Genomic DNA, 20,385 nt, shown 5'->3' on the forward strand with positions numbered 1-20,385 from the left:
CACGCGCGGCGCGCTAGGGCTGCCCGACCGTGGCCGCGGGCACGGGCACGGACGCGACCGCCACCTCGGCATCCTGGGCCAGTTCGATGTCATGGCCCAGCCACAACTGGCAAGCCAGCCGGTAGCCCGCGTCGATGCGCTCGCCCAACTGCTTTTTTTCCTTCCAGTTCACTGGCGGCAGGTGTTCCGCGCCCGCCAGCACGCGGCAGGCACATTTGGCGCATTTGCCCATGCCACACTCGTAGCGCAGGTGCGGGAAGGGGAATTGCCGGATGCCGGCGCGGACCACCAGGTTGGCGTTGTCCGGCACCTCACCGGTATAGGTCTGGTCGCCTTTGTGGAATACGACGGTAGGCATGGATGGGTTATCCGGTTGGACCCCGCGGCGATGGCCCGCGCCAGGGCGCGGGCCGTCGCCGCGAATGGGGCATCAGGCCGCCAGGCCCAGTTCCGGCAGCGCGATTTCCTGCTGCACGTAATCGGTATAGAGCGCGGTGGTATAGAGCAGACGCATCTGCGCGCCGATTTCGCAGATCTTCAGGCAACGTTGCTGCAGCTCGACCGTGTTGGCATGCTCCAGCACGATCTGGTAGCCGCGTTCACCGTGGATTTCATCGGACACGATGTGCAGGTCGAAGAATTCCACTTCCTCGTCGGTGAAGCCGTATTTTTCGCGCAAGGTCGGCGTCTGCTTGCGGTAGATCGACGGCACTTGCGATTCCAGACCCACCACCAGGCCGGCCACGGCCACGATGGGGTCTTCGCGCATCGCCACGGCATAGCACCAGCTTTGCAGGGCCCGGGTGGTGGGCGACATGTTGTCCGGATTGGTGACCCGTTCGCGGCTGGTGCCGCAGGCCTCGGCGAAACGGATCAGCAGGTCGGTATGGCGGTCGCCGCCGATTTCCTCTTCGTACATGTTGGCCAGCAGGAAGTCCTTGGCCTCGGTGTAGGTGTCGGGCGTGCGGGCGTACAGATAGCCCAGATAGTCGGCGAACGGACCGACATAGTGATAGTGATTCTCGGCCCAGCGCGCCAGATGCTCGCGGCTGAGCTTGCCTTCGGCCCAGGCAATGGAAAAGGGCGACGCGTTGGCGCTCTTGCCCTTGATCGCGTTTTCCAACGCGGTACGGAATTCATCTCGGTTCATCAGTTCTGCCATGACGCGCTCCAGGTCTAGGTGGGGGCCGGCCGAAAACCTCGACCGATGCAGAACATTGTATACCGTCTACTGTTTTGATCGACTAGGGTATTCCCGTTGCCATGACTGCCAACGGGGACTGTCCCTTTGACATCAACGTGTTGGATGAAGGTGCCGAGGTTGGAACTCCGGGTTTACCCTGGTACAATGAATACACTTTCAATGCAATCCGGAAATACCATGACTACCCGCCACCCCCTGGGAGACGCCCCGATCGGCCAGCAATTGCTGGCGCATTACGCCCGCCGCGATGCGGTCCGCCACGCCACGCCCCTGTTACCCTCGTCCTGGGCCGAATGCCTGGCCCCCTTCCGCAATGCGCGGCTGCGCGCGCAGGCAGCGCGCGCCGGGCAGGCTGGCGAAGGCACGCCGGTCGGTCAGGCCGGCTGAGCGTGCGCGGGGGCCGCGCCCCGCATTGCATGCGAGTCGGGCAAACGCCCGCCGCGCAATCGCCTCAGGGCCGAACGTCGCGTTCGGCGGCGCGGCCGCCAGCGTCTTGCGGGCGCGGCCGCCGCCGCGCCGTCAGCAGCAGCACCAGGAAGAACCCCAGCGTATAGGCCAGCATGTCCCACCAATCGGGCACGCTGCCCAGAACCACGCGCAGCACCGGTTGTTCCAGGCGCCAGCCAAAGTGGCGCGCCAGGTACTGGCCCAGTTCAACCGCATAGCCGGTCAGCAGGGCCGCCAGCGCCAAAGGCAGCACGCTGGCGCGGATGAAGCTGCGGTACACCAGATAAGCCCAACCCACCGCCACCACATCGCCCACGAATCCGCGCAACAGCGGATAGGGCTTGCCCAGGGTCGCGATCAGCACCTCCACGGCGGTCACCGCGAGCAGGGCCGCGAAGGCTCTTCGATTGAAAGTCAGTCTCATTCTGGCGTCAGGCGCGCGGCGCGGAAAACCCGGTTATTGAAACGGCCGATGCAACTGTTAACGTATTTTTCAGGCCGGCAGGCGTAGCCTGAATCGACCGCGCCGCAGGCGAGGGTACTAGAAAACACGAGGAGACAAGCATGAGCGCATTCGATCCGGATGGGCGCCGACGCTTCCTGCGCCAGGCCTGCACCCTGGGCGCGACCAGCACACTGGCCGGCCACGCCCTCACCAGCCTGGCGGCCCCGGCCACCGTCACCCTGCCTTTCGCCAACGGAGAGCGCGACCTGATCGCCTACCCGCAGAAGCGCCCCCTGATCCGGCAGACCTCGCGGCCCCCGCAACTGGAAACACCGTTCGCCGTCTTCAATGAAGACCTGATCACGCCCAACGATGCCTTCTTCGTGCGCTACCACCTGGCCAATATTCCCACTGCCATCGACCCCGCCGCCTACCGGCTGCGCGTGGGCGGAATGGTGGCCACGCCGCTGGAACTGTCGCTGGCCGACCTGAAGCAGCAGTTCGGCGCACCGGTCGAGCTGGTGGCGGTGACCCAGTGCTCCGGCAACAGCCGCGGCTTTTTCGAGCCGCGTGTCGGTGGCGGCCAATCGGGCAACGGCGCCATGGGCAACGCCCGCTGGCTCGGCATCCCGCTCAAGCGGGTGCTGGACAAGGCCGGCATCAAGGCTGGCGCGCGCCAGGTGACCTTCGAGGGGCTGGACCGGCCGGTGCTGCAAGGCACGCCCGAGTTCATCAAGGCGCTGGACGCGGCCCACGCGCTCGACGGCGAGGTGATGCTGGCCTATGCCATGAACGGCGCCGACCTGCCCATGCTCAACGGCTATCCGGTGCGGCTGGTGGTGCCGGGCTATTACGGCACCTACTGGGTCAAGCACCTGGCCGACATCCAGGTGCTCGACCGGGAATTCGACGGCTTCTGGATGCAGAAGGCCTATCGCATCCCCGACAACGACTGCGCCTGTACGCCGCCGGGCAAGGCACCCGGCAAGACCCGTCCCATCGGCCGCTATAACGTGCGCAGCTTCATCACCAGCCTGGCCGATGGCGCCCGTGTGGCCAAGGGCAAGCGCGTGCCGGTGCGCGGTATCGCCTTCGACGGCGGCCAGGGCATCCGCGGCGTCCAGTTCTCCGCCGACGGCGGCAAGACCTGGCATGCCGCCAAGCTGGGCCGCGATCTGGGCCGCTATTCCTTCCGCGAATGGCACGCCGATTTCACCCCGGCGCAAGCCGGCGCCTACCAACTGATGGCACGCGCCACCAACATGGCCGGCGAGACCCAGCCGCTGGAGGCGCGCTGGAATCCGGCCGGGTACATGCGCAATGTGGTCGAAACCGTGCGCGTCGACGCCGCCTGAGGAGAGCGCCATGATCCGACTCGTCCGCCTCGTCCTGGCCTTGGCCGCCGCCTGCGCCGCCACCCCCGCGCTGGCCCTGGACATCCAGCTGCCCCAGGAGACCGCCACCCTGCGCCCCGGCACCGGCCCCGGCGCCCAGGGCGCCACCCTGTGCCTGATGTGCCATTCGGTCGACTATCTCTCGTCGCAACCGCCCATGCCGCCGGGCTTCTGGGAGGCCGAAGTCAAGAAGATGGCCGGCACCTACGGCGCGCCGATACCGGCCGAACAGGTGCCGCTCATCGTCGAATACCTGAATCAGGCCTATCCGCCGCGCGGGCCGTCCGCCAAGCCCTGAGCCCCGTGCCGCGCGCCCCTGCGGACGCGCGGCCCGGCACTCCCCCGCCGACTCGTCGCCACCGTGACGCCCCAATAGGCGTACCATTGGACGGCTCCCGCCCGCCGCCGCCGGGCGATGACAAAAGCCGCCATGCTCCAGCCCGTTTCGGCCACCAACGATCTGCCCCCCACCGCGCCGGGTACGGCCGCCGCGCCGCCGCGCCCGGTGCTGCGAGCCGGCACGCTGTCTCCCTTCGCCTTCCCCGCCTTCCGCCTCATCTGGATCGCCAATCTGTTCGCCAACCTCGGCACCTGGGCCCAGTCGGTCGCCGCGGCCTGGGTCATCACCACCGAGCAGAGCAGTCCGCTGATGGTTGCCATGATCCAGGTGGCCGCGGCCTTTCCGCTGGTGGCGCTGTCGATCCTGACCGGCGTGCTGGCGGACAACTACGACCGCCGCAAGGTCATGCTGACCGGCATGCTGCTGGAACTGGCCGGCGGCATCTTCATCACCATCCTGGCCTATCTCGGCCTGCTGCACCCGGTCACCCTGATCGTGTCGGTCTTCTGCATCGCCATCGGCAGCGCCATCGTCACGCCCGCCTGGCAGGCGGCGGTGGGCGAACAGGTGCCGCGCGAGCACATCGGCAGCGCGGTGCTGCTCAATAGCGTCAACTACAACGTGGCGCGCGCGGTCGGGCCGGCGATCGGCGGCCTGCTGTTGGGCGCGGCCGGCGCGCCCACCGTGTTCCTGCTGAACTGCGTCTGCTATGGCAGCCTGATCTGGGCCATCTGGCGCTGGCGCCACGATGTCCCGGCGCGGCGGTTGCCGCCAGAACGGCTACTCGAAGGCGTGGTGGCCGCCCTGCGCTATACCCAGCATTCCACCGTGACGCGAGTGGTGATGCTGCGCGCCTTCGCCTTCGGCCTGTCGGCCAGCGCGCTGTGGGCGCTGCTGCCCTTGCTGGCCTACGCCCACGAACAGGGCAACGCCCTGCTGTACGGCTACATGCTGGGCGCGCTGGGCCTGGGCGCCATCCTCGGCAGCGTCGTGGTGCGGCGGCTGCAGGCGGCCTGGGGCGCCAGCGGCCTGGTGAGCGCCGCGGCGGGCCTGCTGGCCGCCTGCCTGCTGGGGCTGGGGCTGACCCGCACGCTGTGGCTGGCGTTTCCGGCGTTGCTGCTGTCCGGCGCCTGCTGGATCGGGGTGCTGGCCACCTACAACACCACCGTGCAGATGCTGGTGCCCGACTGGGTCAAGGCGCGTTCGCTGGCGCTGTACCAGACGGCGATCTTCGGCGGACTGGCGGCCGGTTCGTTCATGTGGGGCCACTTCGCCGGCACCATGGGCGTGTCCGGCGCCCTGTCGGCCGCGGGCATCACGCTGGCGGTCACCGTCGCGCTGCTATACCGCTCCCGCCTGCCCGAGCCGGTGGACACGCAATCGCTGGCGCGCGCCGACGCCGCCGAACCGGCGCTGTCGGCGGCTGGCTTCAACACCCGGCATGGCGCGGTGCTGGTGGCGGTGGAATACCTGATCCCCACGGAAAAGCTGTCCGCCCTGATCCACGCGGCGCGCCCGCTGCGCCTGCTGCGGCTGCGCAACGGCGCGCAGCAATGGCAGCTGTTCCGCGACCTGGAGCGCGAGGGCGTATGGCGCGAGGTATTCCTGGTCGAAAGCTGGATGCAGTATCTGCGCATGATCGACCGTATGACGCTGGCCGACAAGATGGTGCTGGACGAACTGCGGGCGATGCACAGCGGCGACCAGCCGCCGCGGGTCTCGCGCAATGTCAGCTATCTGACCATGAACGACGCGCAGGGCTTTTCACTGCGGCGTGAACCCGAACCGTCCTGACCCGCGCGAGGCTCCCATGCTGAACTCCCTCTGGCGTAAATGGCTTGCGTCGCGGCATGGCGGGCCGCAACTCGACACCATCCTGGCCAGCGCCGATCCTGAAGCGCCGCTGGCGCAGCGCAACCTGTGGATGGTGGACCTGTGCCGCTGGATCGACCGCCCCGGGCGCGACCCGGCCGAAGATGGCCGCCACCCGCAACATGCGCGGCTGCGCTACGCGCTGCAGGTGCTGGAGAACAACCCGGCGCTGGCTGCCCCGGTGGCTGCCACGCTGCGCTCGCTGGTTGCCGATAACGATCCCACCTCGCTGCTATGCGATACGGGCGTGGCCTCGCACCCTGGCTTCTGGGGTGAATTCTGGGAACGCGCGCAGGCGCGGCTGCTGCCGCCACCGCCGAACCGCAGCGACATGTTCGGACTGTTCTCTCTGATTTTCCGCAAATCCCATGACGCCGCCTGGATCGAAGCGCTGGACGAGGACACCCGCGCCCGCATGCGGCGCCTGTTGCGCCACGGCGATGGCATCGACCGCATCGACGCGGCCGCCCCCGAAGCCCCTCCACGCCACCTGGTCGATGCACTCACCAGCAGCATCCAGGTGCTGGCCAGCCAGGTGCGCGCCACCGGCCTGAGCCAGGACATCCGCTCGCGCCTGCCGGGCCGGGTGCGGGAAAGCCCGTTCTTCGCCCTGGCGGCCGCCGCCGCCGAACTCTGCGACAGCCCAGCCGACACACCGCGCGAGGTCTTCGCCCGCCGCCTCAACCTGTTTCGCGCGCAACTCGACAGCTGCCGCGCCGCCTCGCAGCATGTCTACGCCGAACTGGAACAGAACGGGGTATCGGTCGAAGTCGTCTTCCAGATCGAACGCATGAAGCTGCGGCTGGCGCGCATCGAGTTGCTGCTGGGCGTGTGGGTCGACCCGACGCAGCGCCACAAATACGTGCATCTGATCGCCGAGCTGATCCGCTCGACCCAGGCGCGCAGCAGTATCCGCCACCTGGCGGCCTCGTCGTTCGCCCAGTTGGCGCGCCGCGTCATGGACCGCACCGCCGAAACCGGCGAGCATTACATCGCGCGCGACAGTGCGGAATACCTGGCGATGCTCAAGGCCTCGGCCGGCGGCGGCCTGTTGATGGTGCTGACCGTCTACCTGAAGTTCTTCATCGTTTCGCTGCACCTGGACAAGTTCATCGAAGGGCTGCTGGCCGCGCTGAACTACGCCGGCGGTTTCCTGGCCATCCATTTCTCCCATTTCACGCTGGCGACGAAACAGCCGGCCATGACCGGGCCGGCGCTGGCGCACCGCCTGGATGAAGCCAACACGCCCGAGGGCCGCGAAGCCTTCCTCGACGACACCCTGTCGATGATCCGCTCGAACGCCGCGGCCATCCTGGGCAACCTGGCGGTGGTGTTTCCGCTGGCCTGGGCGGCGCAATGGGTGGCGCAGCATGGGCTGCAACGGCCGCTGATCGATGCGCACAAGGCGCAGGCGACGCTGGACTCCTTTTCGATCTGGGGGCCCACGCCGATCTACGCCGCGGCCACCGGCGTGCTGCTGTGGCTGTCCAGCCTGATCGCCGGCTGGGCCGACAACTGGTTCGCGCTGCACCGCGTGCACGACGTGATGGCCTACGACCGCCGCATGCGCCACCTGTTCGGCGCGCGCGGCGCGGCGCGCTGGGCCGGGTTCTGGCAGCGCAATATCGCCGGTATCGCCGGCAATGTGTCGCTGGGCCTGATGCTGGGCCTGGGCCCGGCCATCGTCAGCTTCTTCGGTCCGCACGTCGAAGTGCGCCACGTGACGCTGAGCGCAGGCCAGCTCGGCTCGGCCATCGGCGCGCTGGGCTGGGAAGTGGTGCACACGCCGGCGTTCTGGCTGGCAGTCGCGGGCACCGCGTTGACCGGCGTGCTGAACGTGGGCGTCAGCTTCGCGCTGGCCTTCGACGTGGCGCTGCGCTCGCGCAACCTGCGCCGCGGCGACCGCCAGGCATTGACCCTTGGCGTGCGCCGACGCATCTGGCAACGGCCGGCCACGCTGTTCTGGCCGGTCAAGCCACGGCCGCCGGGTCCGCAATCGTAATGGGGTTCAGAACGTAAACTAGAATCAACCCTCACCCAAAGCCGGCGTGCTCCCGCGCCCCGGTCTCTTGCCGCGGCGCCCCATGCTCTCTTTCTCGCACCACACCATCCATCCCGCGGGCCAGGGTCTGCCCGCGTCCGAGCGCCTGGGCGCGCTGCTGGCTGTGATGCTGGCCGTTTGCATGGCCAGCCTCGACACTGCCATCGCCAACACCGCGCTGCCGACCATCGCCCGCGACCTGCGCGCCAGCGATGCCGGCTCCATCTGGGTCATCAGCGGGTACCAGCTGGCCATGGTCGCCGGCCTGCTGCCGGCCGCCGCGCTGGGCGAGATCCTGGGACACCGCCGCGTCTACATGGTCGGCATCGCGGTCTTCACGCTGGCCTCGCTGGCCTGCGGGCTGGCCCCGTCGCTGCCGGTACTGGTGGCCGCCCGCATCCTGCAAGGGCTGGGCGCCGCCGGCGTCATGAGCGTGAATGCCGCCCTGCTGCGCTTTATCTACCCCGCGCCGGTGCTGGGGCGCGGCATGGGCCTGAACGCCATGGTGGTGGGGCTGTCGTTCGCCGCCGGGCCGACCGCGGCATCGGCCATCCTCTTGCTGGGCTCTTGGCATTGGCTGTTCCTGATCAATGTGCCGATCGGCCTGCTGGCGGTCGGCCTGGGCCTGCGCGGCCTGCCCCAGACCACACGCGCGCCGCATGGCTTCGACGGTCTTGCCGCGGCGCTGTGCGCGCTGACGCTGGGGCTGTTCGTGCTGGGGTCGAATGAATTGGCGCACAGCGCGCCGTGGCAACGCGTCGCCCTGGAATGGGGCCTGACGGTCGCCAGCCTCTGGCTGCTGATGCGGCGACAAGCCGGCCATCCCGCGCCGATCCTGGCGGTGGACCTGCTGCGCCGGCCGCTGTTCGCGCTGTCGGCCGCCACTGCGGTCTGCGCTTTCGCGGCGCAAGCGCTGGCCTTCGTGTCGCTGCCGTTCCTGTTCCAGACCGTACTGGGCTACAGCCAGGTGCATACCGGCTTTCTGATCACGCCCTGGCCGGTTGTGGTGGCCTTCATGGCGCCCATCGCCGGGCGCATGTCGGACCGCTATCCGGCCGGCATCCTGGGCGGGGTCGGGCTGGCGCTGCTGGCCCTGGGCATGGTCTCGCTGGCGCTGCTGCCGGCGACGCCATCGGCATGGGACATCGCCTGGCGCATGGCGCTGTGCGGCGCCGGCTTCGGCTTTTTCCAGTCACCCAACCTGCGCGCCATCATGACCTCGGCGCCGCCCTCGCGCGCCGGTGGCGCCAGCGGCATGATCGGCACGGTGCGATTGCTCGGGCAGGCCAGCGGCGCGGCCCTGGTGGCGGCCTGTTTCAATGTCTCGAGCAGCCATGGCGCGGTGATGGCGCTGTGGCTTGGCGGGCTGAGCGCCGCGCTGGCGAGCCTGGCCAGCTTCGCGCGGCTGCGCTTTGGCGCGCTCGAACCGGCCGAAATGCCCGCCGCCCGCTGAACCCGCTTTTTATTGCGTTTTATGTCGTTATAAATCAGGCCGCGCCAGACATATACGTAAGATGTGCAACACCCGCTAAATATCGGTGGCGCGGGGACGTTGTCCGGGATGTAGCAGTCTCCTACACCCTGGAAAGACACGTATGACAAAGTTCCTGAAAGACATCACCATCCGCCGCATGATCCTGTGCACGCTGCTCCTGATCAGCGCCCTGCTCGCGGGCCAGTCGGCCATCAGCGTAAAAGGCCTGCGCAACTCCGGGGAAGCGCTCACTGCCAGCTATGCGCTCCTGAATGAAGTTTCCGCCCTTTCCCGCGTCAACGACCAGATCATGCGGGCGCGCCTGCGGCTGTCGCGCCAGCTGGAATATGCGCGCGACGGCCTGGCCGGACCGGCGGCCGAGGAAAACCGCAGCATCGACGCCGCCATGACGCTGGCGCGAAAGTACCAGGCCGCCTTCCTGGCGTCGGCCAAGGACGACACCCCCGCCGCCATCCTGGAGCCGCTGCAGCGCGGGTTCGACGCCCTGGTCGGCGACATCGACACGCAGCGCAGGCTGCTCGCCGCGGACGAGGTCGAGAAGGCGCGCGCCCATGCCACCGGCCCGGTGATCGTCGCCAGCCGGGCCTTCGGGGCGAGCATCGAAAAATACGAGGTCTATGCGCAGGAACGCCAGGATTCGATGCGGGCCGATGCGATCGGCGAGCGCCGCAACGCCTATGCCGGCATCGGCATCGTGCTGGGCGTGACGCTGCTGCTGCTGTTCCTGGGCGACCGCTACGTGGTGCTCTTCGTGCGCCGGCCGCTGGACGACATCAAGCGGCATTTCCAGCATATCGCCGCCGGCGACCTGACCGTGCCCATCGCGCCCTTCGGCCGCAACTGTGTCGGCCAGTTGATTCCGTATCTGCAGGAAATGCAGTCCAGCCTGGTGCGCACCGTGCACACGGTGCGTGACGGGGTGGCCGAGATCAACACGGGCTCCAGCGAAATCGCCGCCGGCAACCAGGATCTGTCCAGCCGGACCGAACAACAAGCAGCCTCGCTCGAAGAAACCGCGGCCAGCATGGAACAGTTGCTGTCCACCGTCACCAGCAACGCCGACAACGCGCGCCAGGCCAACGCCATGGCCACCGAGGCTTCGGATGTGGCCCGCCGCGGCGGCGCGGCGGTGCGCAGCGCGGTGAGCACCATGCGCGAAATCGCCCAGGACTCCGGGCGTATCGAGGATATTGTCGGCGTCATCGACGGCATTGCGTTCCAGACCAATATCCTGGCCTTGAACGCCGCCGTGGAAGCGGCCCGGGCCGGTGAACAGGGCAAGGGCTTCGCGGTGGTGGCCGGCGAAGTGCGCTCGCTGGCGCAGCGCAGCGCCAGCGCCGCCAAGGAAATCAAGCAACTGCTGGCGACCTCGGGGTCAACCGTGCAAGCCGGCGCGGCCCAGGTGGAAACGGCCGGGCGCACCATGGAGGAAATCCAGGCCGCGATCGAGCGGCTCACCACCCTGGTCGGCGACATCGCCACCGCCTCGCAAGAACAGGTCACAGGCATCGACCAGGTCAATACGGCGGTCACGCAGATGGACCAGGTCACGCAACAGAACGCGGCCCTGGTCGAACAGGCGGCCGCCGCGGCGGCTTCGCTCGAATCGCAGGCCCAGCGGCTGCAACAGTCGGTCAGCGCCTTCCGGCTGCCGACCCATCCGCTCGAACACGAACAGCGTACCCTGCCGGTGCGCGAGCGGCTGGCGCTGTCGGCCTGAGGCGCCGTGGCGGCCATGCCGGCATCGCCGGCGCGGCCGTCCACACGCGTCAGGCCAGCGAGGTGGCGCAGACCTGTTGGCCGTGGCGAATGACCCGCTTGGGCAATTCGCCGCCGATCCAATACGCCAGCTCGGCGGGGTGCGCAATCTCCCATGCCACGAAATCCGCGGTCATGCCGGCCGCCAGCACACCGTGGCTGGCCTGCAGGCCGAGCGCGCGCGCCGCGTGGACCGTGGCGCCCGCCAGCGCCTCCTCCGGCGTGAGGCGCAACAGCGTACACGCCATGCTCAACATCAGCCGCAACGACAACGCCGGCGAAGTGCCCGGATTGAGGTCGGTGGATATCGCGATGGGCACCCCATGACGGCGCAGCAGGTCTACGGGCGGCAGCTGCGTTTCGCGCAGGGCATAGAACGCGCCCGGCAGCAGCACCGCCACGGTGCCGGAGGCGGCCATGGCGCGCACGTCGGCTTCGGTCAGGTATTCCAGGTGATCGGCGGATAGCGCGTCGTAACGCGCGGCCAGGCTGGCGCCATGCAGCGGCGACAACTGCTCGGCGTGCAGTTTCACCGGCAAGCCAAGCTGGGCCGCGGCCTGGAACACCCGTTCAACCTGCGCCGGCGAGAACGCCAGGTGCTCGCAGAACGCGTCCACCGCATCCACCAGGCCCTCGGCCGCCAGCATTGGCAACATGCGGCGCGCGACCTCGTCGATGTAATCATCGGCACGGCCGGCGAATTCCGGCGGCAACGCATGCGCCGCCAGACAGGTGGCGCGCACGGTCAGCGGCAGCGTCTGTCCCAGGTGGCGCGCCACCCGCAACATCTTGCGTTCATTGGGCAGATCCAGACCATAGCCGGACTTGATCTCCAGCGTGGTCACGCCGTCTCGCAGCAGGTGCAGCGCGCGCAGCCGGGCGCTGGCATACAGTTCCTGCTCAGTGGCAGCGCGGGTGGCGCGCACCGTGCTGGCGATGCCGCCGCCCTGGGCCGCGATCACCGCGTAATCCACCCCCTGCAGGCGCTGCTCGAACTCCTGGCTGCGGTTGCCGCCGAACACCAGGTGGGTATGGCAGTCGATCAGGCCCGGCGTCACCCAGGCGCCGCCCAGGTCGTGCGAGGGCGCATCGATACCGCCGGGCAGCGCCCGCTCCGGGCCGATCCATTCGATCCGCTCGTCCCGGGTCACCAGCGCGGCCCGCTCGATCACCGCGTACCGCCCGCCAGCCATCGTCGCCGCTTGGCAATTGCGCCATACCTGCTTCATCGAAAGACTCCTGTCATCCGCCATGCCGGCGGCTCAATCCGCGGCCTCGGCGCGCGGGGCGCCGACGCCGCAGCCAGGGCCCTGGGGCCGTACCCACAGGCGATAGACCTGGCGCCACAGCCCGACCCATGTCGCGCCGGCAGGCCTCGCCTGAGATTCTTCTCCTGAGTCTGCATCCTTGTCTCCATATTTTTTGGCCGAGCGACGGCCAGCGTCCAGGGGACGGCGCCTCGCCCGGCGCGCGCCGGCCGCCGGCAGACATCACAGGCTGGGCAACAGGCCGGCCGGCATCAGCGCGTTCAGTTGGCGGCCGGCGATCAGTTGGCTGGCGGCCTCGATGTCGGGCGCGAAGAAACGGTCTCTCTCGTAATGCGCCACCTTTTCGCGCAGCAGGGCGCGGGCGCGCTCCAGCTTGGGCGATGTCTTCAGGCCGGCGCGGAAGTCCAGACCCTGGCAGGCGCCCAGCCACTCGATCGCCAGAATGTCGCGCACGTTGTCGGCCATCGGCCAGAGCCGCTTGCCGGCGTTGGGCGCCATCGACACGTGGTCTTCCTGGTTGGCCGAGGTTGGCAGGCTGTCGACGCTGGCCGGGTGGGCCAGCGCCTTGTTATCGCTGGCCAGCGCGGCCGCGGTCACCTGCGCGATCATGAAGCCCGAGTTGACGCCGCCGTTGCTCACCAGGAATGGCGGCAGCTGCGACATGTGCTTGTCCATCATGAGCGAAATGCGGCGCTCGGACAGCGCGCCGATCTCGGCCAACGCCAGGGCCAGGTTGTCGGCCACCAGCGCCACCGGCTCGGCGTGGAAGTTGCCGCCCGACAGCACGTCGCCCTGTTCGGCGAACACCAGCGGGTTGTCGGAGACGGCATTGGCCTCGATCCGCAGCACCTGCGCCACATGACGGATCTGCGTCAGGCAGGCGCCCATCACCTGCGGCTGGCAGCGCAGCGAATAGGGGTCCTGCACCTTGTCGCAGTCGGCGTGCGAATGGCCGACTTCGCTGTCATCGGTCAGCAGGTCACGGTAGACGGCGGCCACGTCGATCTGGCCCGGCTGACCCCGGGCGTCGTGGATACGGGCGTCGAACGGCACGCGCGACCCGAGCATGGCCTCGACGCTGAGGCTGCCGCAGACCAGGCCGGCGGCCAGCAGGTCCTCGGCCTCGAACAACCCGCGCAAGGCGTAGGCGGTGGACACCTGGGTGCCGTTCAGCAACGCCAGGCCTTCCTTGGCCGCCAGCGTCAGCGGCTCCAGCCCGGCGCGGGCCAGCGCCGCCTTGGCGGGCAGCCACTGGCCGTCGCAGCGGGCGCGGCTTTCGCCCAGCAACAGCAGCGACATGTGCGCCAGCGGCGCCAGGTCGCCGGAAGCGCCCACCGACCCCTTCAGCGGGATATGCGGATAGACGCCGGCGTTGACCAGCGCGATCAGGCTGTCGATGACCCGGCGGCGGATGCCCGAACGGCCGCGCGCCAGGCTGTTGATCTTGAGCACCATGATCAGGCGCACCAGGGCGTCGTCCAGCGCCTCGCCCACGCCGGCCGCGTGCGACAGCACCAGCGAGCGTTGCAGCGCCTGCAGGTCCTCGCGCGCGATCCTGGTGGACGCCAGCAGGCCGAAGCCGGTGTTGATGCCGTAGGCCGTGCGGCCTTCGGCGATGATGCGCTCGACGCAGGCGACGCTGGCGTCGATCGGGCCGTAGGCGGTCGGGTCCAGCGTCAGGCGGACCGGATGCTGGTACGCCTGGCGCAGTTGCGCCAGCGTCAGGCGGCCGGGTTCGAGGTGCAGGTCCATTTCTTGTTCTCCAGGATGAGGCTGCGGTGTCATGCAATATCGTGGCCGCGCCGCGCCGGCACGCGCGCGGGTTGCCCGGCGCGGCGGGCGAAGATGAAGTAGAGGATGCCGGGCACCACCAGCCCGATGATCCAGGAAATATCCACGCCGCCCAGGTGCGCGACCATCGGACCGGTGTAGAGCTTGGTCGAGATGAAGGGCATCTGCACCAGCACGCCCGTCACGTAGACCAGGATGCCGGGCCAGTTCCAGCGGCCGTAGCGGCCATCGGGGTCCGACAGCGCGGCCACGTCGTAGCGTTCGCGGTTGATCAAGTAGTAGTCGACCAGGTTGACGGCGCTCCAGGGCGTGAAGAAGGCCAGCAGGAACAGGATGAACGACTTGAAGGCGTTCAGGAACGAGTGCTGCCCCGCCAGCGCCACACAGGTGGCCGCGCCCACGATCAGCAGCACGAACACCAGCCGCTGGCGCCGCGAGATGTCCACATGGCCGCGAAAGCCGCTGATGATGGTGGCGATGCACATGAAGCTGCCATACGAATTCAGCGTCGAGATGGTGACCTTGCCGAACGCGATGCTGAAGTACAGCAGCGCCGCCGTGGCGCCCGCGCCGCCCAGGCCGACGATGTAGGCCACCTCGCGGCCGGCGAACTGTCCGGCCGCCATGGCCGCCGCCAGCACGCCCAGCGTCATGGCGATCTGCGCGCCCAGCACCGAGCCCGCGCCGACCGCCAGAAAGGTCCTGAGCGGCGACGTGCGGCTGGGCAGGTAGCGCGAATAGTCGGCCACGTAGGGGCCGTAAGCGATCTGCCAGGAGGCCGCCAGCGATACCGCCAGCAGGAACGCGGTCCAGCTGAAATGGCGGATCCGCAGCAACTGGCTGAGGTCGCCCAGCGCGACCACGCGGCTGAACAGGTAAACGAAGGCGACCAGCCCCAGCACGCTGGCCACGCGGCCGATGAGGTGGATCATGCGGTAGCCGAACACAGTCACCAGCACGATGACGGCGGCGAACAGCAGGATGCCCGCGCTGTCGCTGACCCCGAGCAGCTGGCCGATGGCCTGGCCCGACAGCACCGTGCCCGTGGCGGTGAAGCCCAGGTACATCAGGCACACCAGTACGATGGGGATCGCCGCGCCGTAGACGCCGAACTGCACCCGGCTGGAGATCATCTGCGGCAGGCCCAGCCTGGGCCCCTGCGCCGCGTGCAGGGCCATCACGGCGCCGCCGAACACTTGGCCGATGAACGGGCCGATCAGCGACCAGAACACATCGCCACCCAGCACCACCGCCAGCGCGCCCGTGACAATGGCGGTGATCTGCAGGTTGGCGCCGAGCCAGAGCGTGAACTGGCTGTAGAGCCGGCCGTGGCGCTCGCTCTCCGGGATGTGGTCGATGGAGCGTCGTTCGATCAACGCCCCTTTTTGCGCCGCGCGGTCCTGCTGCATGAGAGGTCTCCTCGTGGACACCGTCCGGCGGCGCCCTGGTTGTTCCACAGCGTGCCGCCGTCTCAACGGATGGCGTCGACCATGGGCAGGTCCAGGCCCTGTTCGCGGGCGCAGTCGATGGCGATGTCGTAGCCGGCATCGGCATGGCGCATCACGCCGGTTCCCGGATCGTTGGTCAGCACGCGGGCGATGCGCTCGGCCGCCGCGTCGGTGCCATCGCACACGATCACCATGCCGGCGTGCTGCGAGAAGCCCATGCCCACGCCGCCGCCGTGATGCAGCGAGACCCAGGTGGCGCCGCCCGCGGTGTTCAGCAGGGCGTTGAGCAGCGGCCAATCGGACACCGCGTCGGTGCCATCGCGCATGGCCTCGGTCTCGCGGTTGGGGCTGGCCACCGAGCCGGAGTCCAGGTGGTCGCGGCCAATCACCACGGGCGCCGACAGTTCGCCGCTGCGCACCATCTCGTTGAACGCCAGGCCCAGCCTGGCGCGCTGGCCCAGGCCGACCCAGCAGATGCGCGCCGGCAGGCCCTGAAAGCGGATGCGTTCGCGCGCCATGTCGAGCCAGCGATGCAGGTGGGCATCGTCGGGAATCAGTTCCTTGACCTTGGCGTCGGTCTTGTAGATGTCCTGCGGGTCGCCCGACAGCGCGGCCCAGCGGAACGGACCGACGCCGCGGCAGAACAGCGGCCGGATGTAGGCGGGTACGAAGCCCGGGAAATCGAAGGCGTTGGCCACGCCTTCCTCCTTGGCCATCTGGCGGATGTTGTTGCCATAGTCGAAGGTCGGCACCCCCAGCTGCTGGAAAGCCAGCATGGCGCGCACGTGGACGGCCATCGACTGCTTGGCGGCCTTGACCACCGCGGCCGGTTCGCGCGCCGCGCGTTCGCGGTACTCGGCCCAGGTCCAGCCGACCGGCAGGTAGCCGTTGAGCGGATCGTGGGCGCTGGTCTGGTCGGTCACCATGTCCGGCCGCACGCCGCGGCGCACCAGTTCGGGCAGCACCTCGGCGGCGTTGCCGCACAGCGCGATCGATACCGCGCGGCCTTCCGCGGTGTAGCGAGCGATGCGCGCCAGCGCGTCGTCCAGGTCGCGGGCCTGCTCGTCGACGTAGCGGGTGCGCAGGCGAAAGTCGATGCTGGCCTGCTGGCACTCGATGTTCAGCGAGCAGGCGCCGGCCAGCGTCGCGGCCAGCGGCTGCGCGCCGCCCATGCCGCCCAGGCCGGCGGTCAGCACCCAGCGGCCGGCCAGGTCGCCGCCGTAGTGCTGGCGGCCGGCCTCCACGAAGGTCTCGTAGGTGCCTTGCACGATGCCCTGGCTGCCGATGTAGATCCAGCTGCCGGCGGTCATCTGGCCATACATCGCCAGGCCCTTGGCGTCCAGCTCGTTGAAGTGTTCCCAGGTGGCCCAGTGCGGCACCAGGTTGGAATTGGCGATCAGCACGCGCGGCGCGTTGGCGTGGGTCTTGAACACGCCCACCGGCTTGCCCGACTGTACCAGCAGGGTTTCGTCGTCCTCCAGCCGCTTGAGCGTCTCGACGATCCGGTCGTAGCAGTCCCAGTCGCGCGCGGCGCGGCCAATGCCGCCGTACACCACCAGCTCCCTGGGATTCTCGGCCACGTCCGGGTCGAGGTTGTTCATCAGCATCCGCAGCGGCGCTTCGGTCAGCCAGCTCTTGGCCGTCAGCTGGTTGCCGCGCGGGGCGCGGATCTCGACGTCGCGGTATCGGTTCGATTTTTCCAAGGCAGTCTCCGTGTTCGAGGGCGGCGCGCGGTGAAACGCGGCGGATGCCGAATCATAGGATGCCTATGCTTGTATATACAAGTCCGATGGAGTTGTTTTGCGGTCAGGGATTTCCCGTACAAAAACGACCGATCAGTGGCTGAGGCCGTTCAACCGTGGCGCCGCTGCAGTTCGATCAGGCAGGCGTCCAGCATCGACGCCGACGCCAGCCGGTACTCGGCCAGATCATCGCGGCCGTCCTCGCGCGCCGCGGCCTGCTGTTCGATGTGCAGGCAGTCGTAGCGCGCTGGTTCGAGCAAGGCGCGGCCGTCACGCTGGACGGTCAGCGCCTGCCCCGCATTCAGCAGCAACACCGTGCTGGCGGCGCTATGGAACGCCCACTCGCGCACGCCGCCGATCCACTGCAGCCGGGCGCGGTAGTGACGCGGCGAGTAGATCAGATTGAAGTCGCGGATGGCGCCCGCCAGCAGGCGGCAGTCGACCCGCGCTTCGCCGGAGAACGCATAGGCCTGGCGCGGCCGCAACGGCGCCTGCGCCTGGCCGTCGACAGTCAGCGCGATGCCGGCGCCTTCGAGCACCGTGATGATGCGTTGCTGGCCGCGAAAGAGCGAGAACCCGCCGTCCTGCGCCACGTCGGCGATGGACAGGCGCCATTCGAACGCGGCGCTGCTGCCGCCTTCATTGCAGGCCACTTCCTGGGTGGTGCCGCCGCCATTGCGCCAGGGCATGCGCGGGTAATCCTGTGCCCGGTACAGGCGCACATCGAACGGAGTCATGTGGTGAACTTTCCTTCAAGGCGATGGCGCGAACCGGGGTGGATCAAGCGCGCCAGGGTGACGGCGCGTTCGCCCGACCAGGTGCGGCGGCGGATCAGCAGACAGGGTTCGCTGCGCTCGATCTGCAGCAACTGGCACTCGCGCGGCTTGGCGACAATGGCCTCGACCACATGCTCGCCCTCGGTCAGCGGCGCCACGCGCGTCAGGTATTCATAAGGCGTATGGCGGGTGAAGTCCTGCTTCAGATAGTCAGGCGCCAGACGCACGTTGACGTAGCGGTCCTCGAGCTGGATCGGCACGTCGTCCTCGTAATGCACGATAAGCGAATGGAATAGCGGCTGGCCCTCGCGAATGTCGAGCGCGGCGGCCTGCTCGCCGCCGGCCGGTTCCTCGGCCAGCCGCACCACGCGCGCGTGGTGGCGATGGCCGCGCGCGGTGATCTCATCGGCGATGTTGTTGACCGCGAACAGCGCCGAGCGGGTCTTGGGCTGGGCCACGAACGTGCCCACGCCCTGCATGCGCACCAGCAGCCCCTCGGCCGTCAGTTCGCGCAGCGCGCGGTTGACCGTCATGCGGGAATAGCCCAGCTCCCGCACCAGCTCGCTTTCCGAGGGCACGCGGTAATGCGCCGGCCATGCGCCGCTGCGGATCTGCTGGGCGATCATCTGCTTGAGCTGGGCGTACAGCGGCGCCGGCAGGGCCGAGGGCTGGGCCGGCAGACGGGGCGGGGGAGAGGCCAAGAGGTATCCTGTGTCGTGCCATGGGACGAATCCCGATTATAGGGGTCAGCTCGACATGTACAGACAGGCGGCCCGCGCTGGACGCGGCGGCCTCGCTTGCGTATACTCCCCCCCTGTATCTAACGGAGCCTGCCGTGCCCCATTCCCCCGCAGAGAAGAAACGTGTCACCACGCGCCTGCGCCGCATCCAGGGCCAGGCGCTGGCGCTCGAGCGCGCGGTCAACGAGGGCACGGAATGCGGCGCGCTGCTGCAACAACTGGCCGCCCTGCGCGGCGCGGCCACCGGCCTGATGGCCGAAGTGCTCGAAAGCCATCTGCGGGAGACCTTCCTGCAATCCTCGCAGGGTGAACGGCCCGGCGCCGCGATCGAACCCGAAGCGGAGATCGACCAGATCATGCGGATCGTCCGTTCCTACCTGAAATAACCCCATCCGACCTCGTGGAGCCCCTTATGAAATCACGCGCAGCCGTCGCATTCGGCCCTGGCAAGCCGCTGGAAATCGTTGAAATCGACGTCGCGCCGCCCCAACGCGGCGAGGTGCTGGTGCGGATCACGCACACCGGCGTCTGTCACACCGACGCCTTCACCCTGAGCGGTGACGATCCCGAAGGCCTGTTTCCCGCCGTGCTCGGCCATGAAGGCGCCGGCGTGGTGGTCGAGGTCGGCGAGGGCGTGACCTCGCTCAAGCCGGGCGATCATGTCATCCCGCTCTATACCGCGGAATGCCGCGAGTGCAAGTTCTGCCTGTCGGGCAAGACCAACCTGTGCCAGAAAGTGCGCGCCACGCAAGGCAAGGGCGTGATGCCCGACGGCACCTCGCGCTTCAGCTACGAGGGCAAGCCGCTCTACCACTACATGGGCTGCTCGACCTTCAGCGAATACACCGTGGTCAACGAGATCTCGCTGGCCAAGATCAACCCGGCCGCTCCGCACGAGAAGGTGTGCCTGCTGGGCTGCGGCGTCACCACCGGCCTGGGCGCGGTGCACAACACCGCCAAGGTCAAGGAAGGCGACACCGTGGCCGTGTTCGGCCTGGGCGGCATCGGCCTGGCGGTGATCCAGGGCGCGGTGCAGGCCAAGGCCGGCCGTATCATCGCGGTCGACACCAATCCCAACAAGTTCGTGTTGGCCAGCGCCATGGGCGCCACCGACTGCATCAACCCCAAGGACTACGACAAGCCGATCCAGGACGTGATCGTCGAACTCACCGACGGCGGCGTGGACTTCTCGTTCGAATGCATCGGCAACGTGCACGTGATGCGCGCCGCGCTCGAATGCTGCCACAAGGGCTGGGGCGAGAGCATCATCATCGGCGTGGCCGGCGCCGGCCAGGAAATCAGCACGCGCCCGTTCCAGCTGGTCACCGGCCGCGTCTGGCGCGGCTCGGCTTTCGGCGGCGTCAAGGGCCGCACGCAGTTGCCCGGCATGGTCGAGGATGCCATGAGCGGCAAAATCGACCTGGATCCGTTCGTGACCCACACCCTGCCGCTGAGCCGCATCAACGAGGCCTTCGACCTGATGCACGACGGCAAGTCGATCCGCACCGTGATCCACTACTGACGCCACGGCAGTGTCCCCGCGCGGGCCCGGTGCGCAAGCACCGGGCCCGCGCCGTTTCATGACGGCCGCGCGATAACGGCCGGGTCCGGATGTGACAGGCCT

18 protein-coding genes are annotated in these 20,385 nt (G+C 68.6%); 9 read left to right on the forward strand and 9 right to left on the reverse strand.

Going from position 1 to position 20,385, the window contains the following annotated elements:
* Window positions 1-13: 13 nt before the first annotated feature.
* On the reverse strand, window positions 14-358 hold the full coding sequence (locus K2W61_RS07065) for a 2Fe-2S iron-sulfur cluster-binding protein (RefSeq protein ID WP_175133299.1): 345 nt from the start codon (window positions 356-358) through the stop codon (window positions 14-16).
* A gap of 72 nt (window positions 359-430) precedes the next feature.
* A complete protein-coding gene (locus K2W61_RS07070) occupies window positions 431-1,162 on the reverse strand; it encodes an iron-containing redox enzyme family protein (RefSeq protein ID WP_175133300.1) in 732 nt (243 codons plus the stop codon).
* 219 nt (window positions 1,163-1,381) lie between these two features.
* On the opposite strand from K2W61_RS07070, the gene K2W61_RS07075 reads away from it, so the two are divergent.
* The gene (locus tag K2W61_RS07075; protein ID WP_175133301.1) at window positions 1,382-1,591 is read left to right on the forward strand and encodes a hypothetical protein; all 210 of its coding nucleotides are present in this window, start codon (window positions 1,382-1,384) and stop codon (window positions 1,589-1,591) included.
* Between the two features lie 64 nt (window positions 1,592-1,655).
* Here K2W61_RS07075 and K2W61_RS07080 read toward each other — a convergent pair whose 3' ends face one another.
* A complete protein-coding gene (locus tag K2W61_RS07080) occupies window positions 1,656-2,075 on the reverse strand; it encodes a DUF2809 domain-containing protein (protein WP_236755305.1) in 420 nt (139 codons plus the stop codon).
* Between the two features lie 140 nt (window positions 2,076-2,215).
* Here K2W61_RS07080 and sorA point away from each other — a divergent pair, with 140 nt between their 5' ends.
* From sorA to K2W61_RS07110, 6 genes are all read left to right on the forward strand, one after another.
* Window positions 2,216-3,451 (forward strand): SorA family sulfite dehydrogenase catalytic subunit, encoded by a 1,236-nt coding sequence (gene sorA, locus K2W61_RS07085; RefSeq protein WP_236755306.1) that lies wholly within the window; start codon window positions 2,216-2,218, stop codon window positions 3,449-3,451.
* A 10-nt stretch (window positions 3,452-3,461) separates the two neighbouring features.
* Window positions 3,462-3,788 carry a SorB family sulfite dehydrogenase c-type cytochrome subunit gene (gene sorB / locus K2W61_RS07090; RefSeq protein ID WP_236755307.1) on the forward strand — a complete coding sequence of 109 codons (327 nt, stop codon included), beginning with the start codon at window positions 3,462-3,464 and terminating at the stop codon, window positions 3,786-3,788.
* A gap of 132 nt (window positions 3,789-3,920) precedes the next feature.
* A complete protein-coding gene (locus K2W61_RS07095) occupies window positions 3,921-5,624 on the forward strand; it encodes an MFS transporter (RefSeq protein ID WP_236755308.1) in 1,704 nt (567 codons plus the stop codon).
* Window positions 5,625-5,640: 16 nt separating this feature from the next.
* The gene (locus K2W61_RS07100) at window positions 5,641-7,704 is read left to right on the forward strand and encodes a site-specific recombinase (protein ID WP_175133305.1); all 2,064 of its coding nucleotides are present in this window, start codon (window positions 5,641-5,643) and stop codon (window positions 7,702-7,704) included.
* Window positions 7,705-7,786: 82 nt separating this feature from the next.
* A complete protein-coding gene (locus K2W61_RS07105; protein WP_175140258.1) occupies window positions 7,787-9,196 on the forward strand; it encodes an MFS transporter in 1,410 nt (469 codons plus the stop codon).
* A 142-nt stretch (window positions 9,197-9,338) separates the two neighbouring features.
* Window positions 9,339-10,958 (forward strand): methyl-accepting chemotaxis protein, encoded by a 1,620-nt coding sequence (locus K2W61_RS07110; RefSeq protein ID WP_175133307.1) that lies wholly within the window; start codon window positions 9,339-9,341, stop codon window positions 10,956-10,958.
* A 49-nt stretch (window positions 10,959-11,007) separates the two neighbouring features.
* Here the strand turns inward: K2W61_RS07110 and hutI are convergent, their stop codons facing one another.
* The 6 genes from hutI to hutC all read right to left on the reverse strand — a co-directional run bounded on the left by hutI (window position 11,008) and on the right by hutC (window position 18,722).
* The gene (gene hutI / locus K2W61_RS07115; RefSeq protein ID WP_236755310.1) at window positions 11,008-12,225 is read right to left on the reverse strand and encodes an imidazolonepropionase; all 1,218 of its coding nucleotides are present in this window, start codon (window positions 12,223-12,225) and stop codon (window positions 11,008-11,010) included.
* 261 nt (window positions 12,226-12,486) lie between these two features.
* Complete coding sequence (gene hutH, locus K2W61_RS07120) at window positions 12,487-14,016, reverse strand: histidine ammonia-lyase (protein ID WP_175133309.1); 1,530 nt, start codon at window positions 14,014-14,016, stop codon at window positions 12,487-12,489.
* A 29-nt stretch (window positions 14,017-14,045) separates the two neighbouring features.
* Window positions 14,046-15,464, reverse strand: coding sequence for a purine-cytosine permease family protein (locus K2W61_RS07125; protein WP_236755311.1), 1,419 nt, complete (start codon window positions 15,462-15,464; stop codon window positions 14,046-14,048).
* Window positions 15,465-15,526: 62 nt separating this feature from the next.
* Window positions 15,527-17,206, reverse strand: a complete 1,680-nt coding sequence (hutU, locus tag K2W61_RS07130; RefSeq protein WP_236755313.1) for a urocanate hydratase — start codon at window positions 17,204-17,206, stop codon at window positions 15,527-15,529.
* A gap of 149 nt (window positions 17,207-17,355) precedes the next feature.
* Complete coding sequence (locus K2W61_RS07135) at window positions 17,356-17,982, reverse strand: HutD/Ves family protein (RefSeq protein ID WP_236755314.1); 627 nt, start codon at window positions 17,980-17,982, stop codon at window positions 17,356-17,358.
* The gene (gene hutC, locus K2W61_RS07140; protein WP_175133312.1) at window positions 17,979-18,722 is read right to left on the reverse strand and encodes a histidine utilization repressor; all 744 of its coding nucleotides are present in this window, start codon (window positions 18,720-18,722) and stop codon (window positions 17,979-17,981) included. Before hutC ends, K2W61_RS07135 begins: the two co-directional genes overlap by 4 nt.
* A 134-nt stretch (window positions 18,723-18,856) precedes the next feature.
* Between hutC and K2W61_RS07145 the strand changes: the two genes are divergently transcribed.
* Both K2W61_RS07145 and K2W61_RS07150 read left to right on the forward strand, forming a co-directional pair.
* Window positions 18,857-19,147 (forward strand): metal/formaldehyde-sensitive transcriptional repressor, encoded by a 291-nt coding sequence (locus K2W61_RS07145; protein ID WP_175133313.1) that lies wholly within the window; start codon window positions 18,857-18,859, stop codon window positions 19,145-19,147.
* 26 nt (window positions 19,148-19,173) lie between these two features.
* The gene (locus K2W61_RS07150) at window positions 19,174-20,283 is read left to right on the forward strand and encodes an S-(hydroxymethyl)glutathione dehydrogenase/class III alcohol dehydrogenase (RefSeq protein ID WP_175133314.1); all 1,110 of its coding nucleotides are present in this window, start codon (window positions 19,174-19,176) and stop codon (window positions 20,281-20,283) included.
* Window positions 20,284-20,385: the final 102 nt, after the last annotated feature.

The sequence above is a fragment of the Achromobacter pulmonis genome (assembly GCF_021733725.1).
In the GTDB taxonomy this organism is placed as follows: domain Bacteria; phylum Pseudomonadota; class Gammaproteobacteria; order Burkholderiales; family Burkholderiaceae_B; genus Achromobacter; species Achromobacter pulmonis.

Coding starts and splice junctions, on each gene's coding strand:
- K2W61_RS07065 (WP_175133299.1), bottom strand. CDS start 358: ATGCCTACCGTCGTATTCCACAAAGGCGACCAGACCTATACCGGTGAG.
- K2W61_RS07070 (WP_175133300.1), bottom strand. CDS start 1,162: ATGGCAGAACTGATGAACCGAGATGAATTCCGTACCGCGTTGGAAAAC.
- K2W61_RS07075 (WP_175133301.1), top strand. CDS start 1,382: ATGACTACCCGCCACCCCCTGGGAGACGCCCCGATCGGCCAGCAATTG.
- K2W61_RS07080 (WP_236755305.1), bottom strand. CDS start 2,075: ATGAGACTGACTTTCAATCGAAGAGCCTTCGCGGCCCTGCTCGCGGTG.
- sorA (WP_236755306.1), top strand. CDS start 2,216: ATGAGCGCATTCGATCCGGATGGGCGCCGACGCTTCCTGCGCCAGGCC.
- sorB (WP_236755307.1), top strand. CDS start 3,462: ATGATCCGACTCGTCCGCCTCGTCCTGGCCTTGGCCGCCGCCTGCGCC.
- K2W61_RS07095 (WP_236755308.1), top strand. CDS start 3,921: ATGCTCCAGCCCGTTTCGGCCACCAACGATCTGCCCCCCACCGCGCCG.
- K2W61_RS07100 (WP_175133305.1), top strand. CDS start 5,641: ATGCTGAACTCCCTCTGGCGTAAATGGCTTGCGTCGCGGCATGGCGGG.
- K2W61_RS07105 (WP_175140258.1), top strand. CDS start 7,787: ATGCTCTCTTTCTCGCACCACACCATCCATCCCGCGGGCCAGGGTCTG.
- K2W61_RS07110 (WP_175133307.1), top strand. CDS start 9,339: ATGACAAAGTTCCTGAAAGACATCACCATCCGCCGCATGATCCTGTGC.
- hutI (WP_236755310.1), bottom strand. CDS start 12,225: ATGAAGCAGGTATGGCGCAATTGCCAAGCGGCGACGATGGCTGGCGGG.
- hutH (WP_175133309.1), bottom strand. CDS start 14,016: ATGGACCTGCACCTCGAACCCGGCCGCCTGACGCTGGCGCAACTGCGC.
- K2W61_RS07125 (WP_236755311.1), bottom strand. CDS start 15,464: ATGCAGCAGGACCGCGCGGCGCAAAAAGGGGCGTTGATCGAACGACGC.
- K2W61_RS07135 (WP_236755314.1), bottom strand. CDS start 17,982: ATGACTCCGTTCGATGTGCGCCTGTACCGGGCACAGGATTACCCGCGC.
- K2W61_RS07150 (WP_175133314.1), top strand. CDS start 19,174: ATGAAATCACGCGCAGCCGTCGCATTCGGCCCTGGCAAGCCGCTGGAA.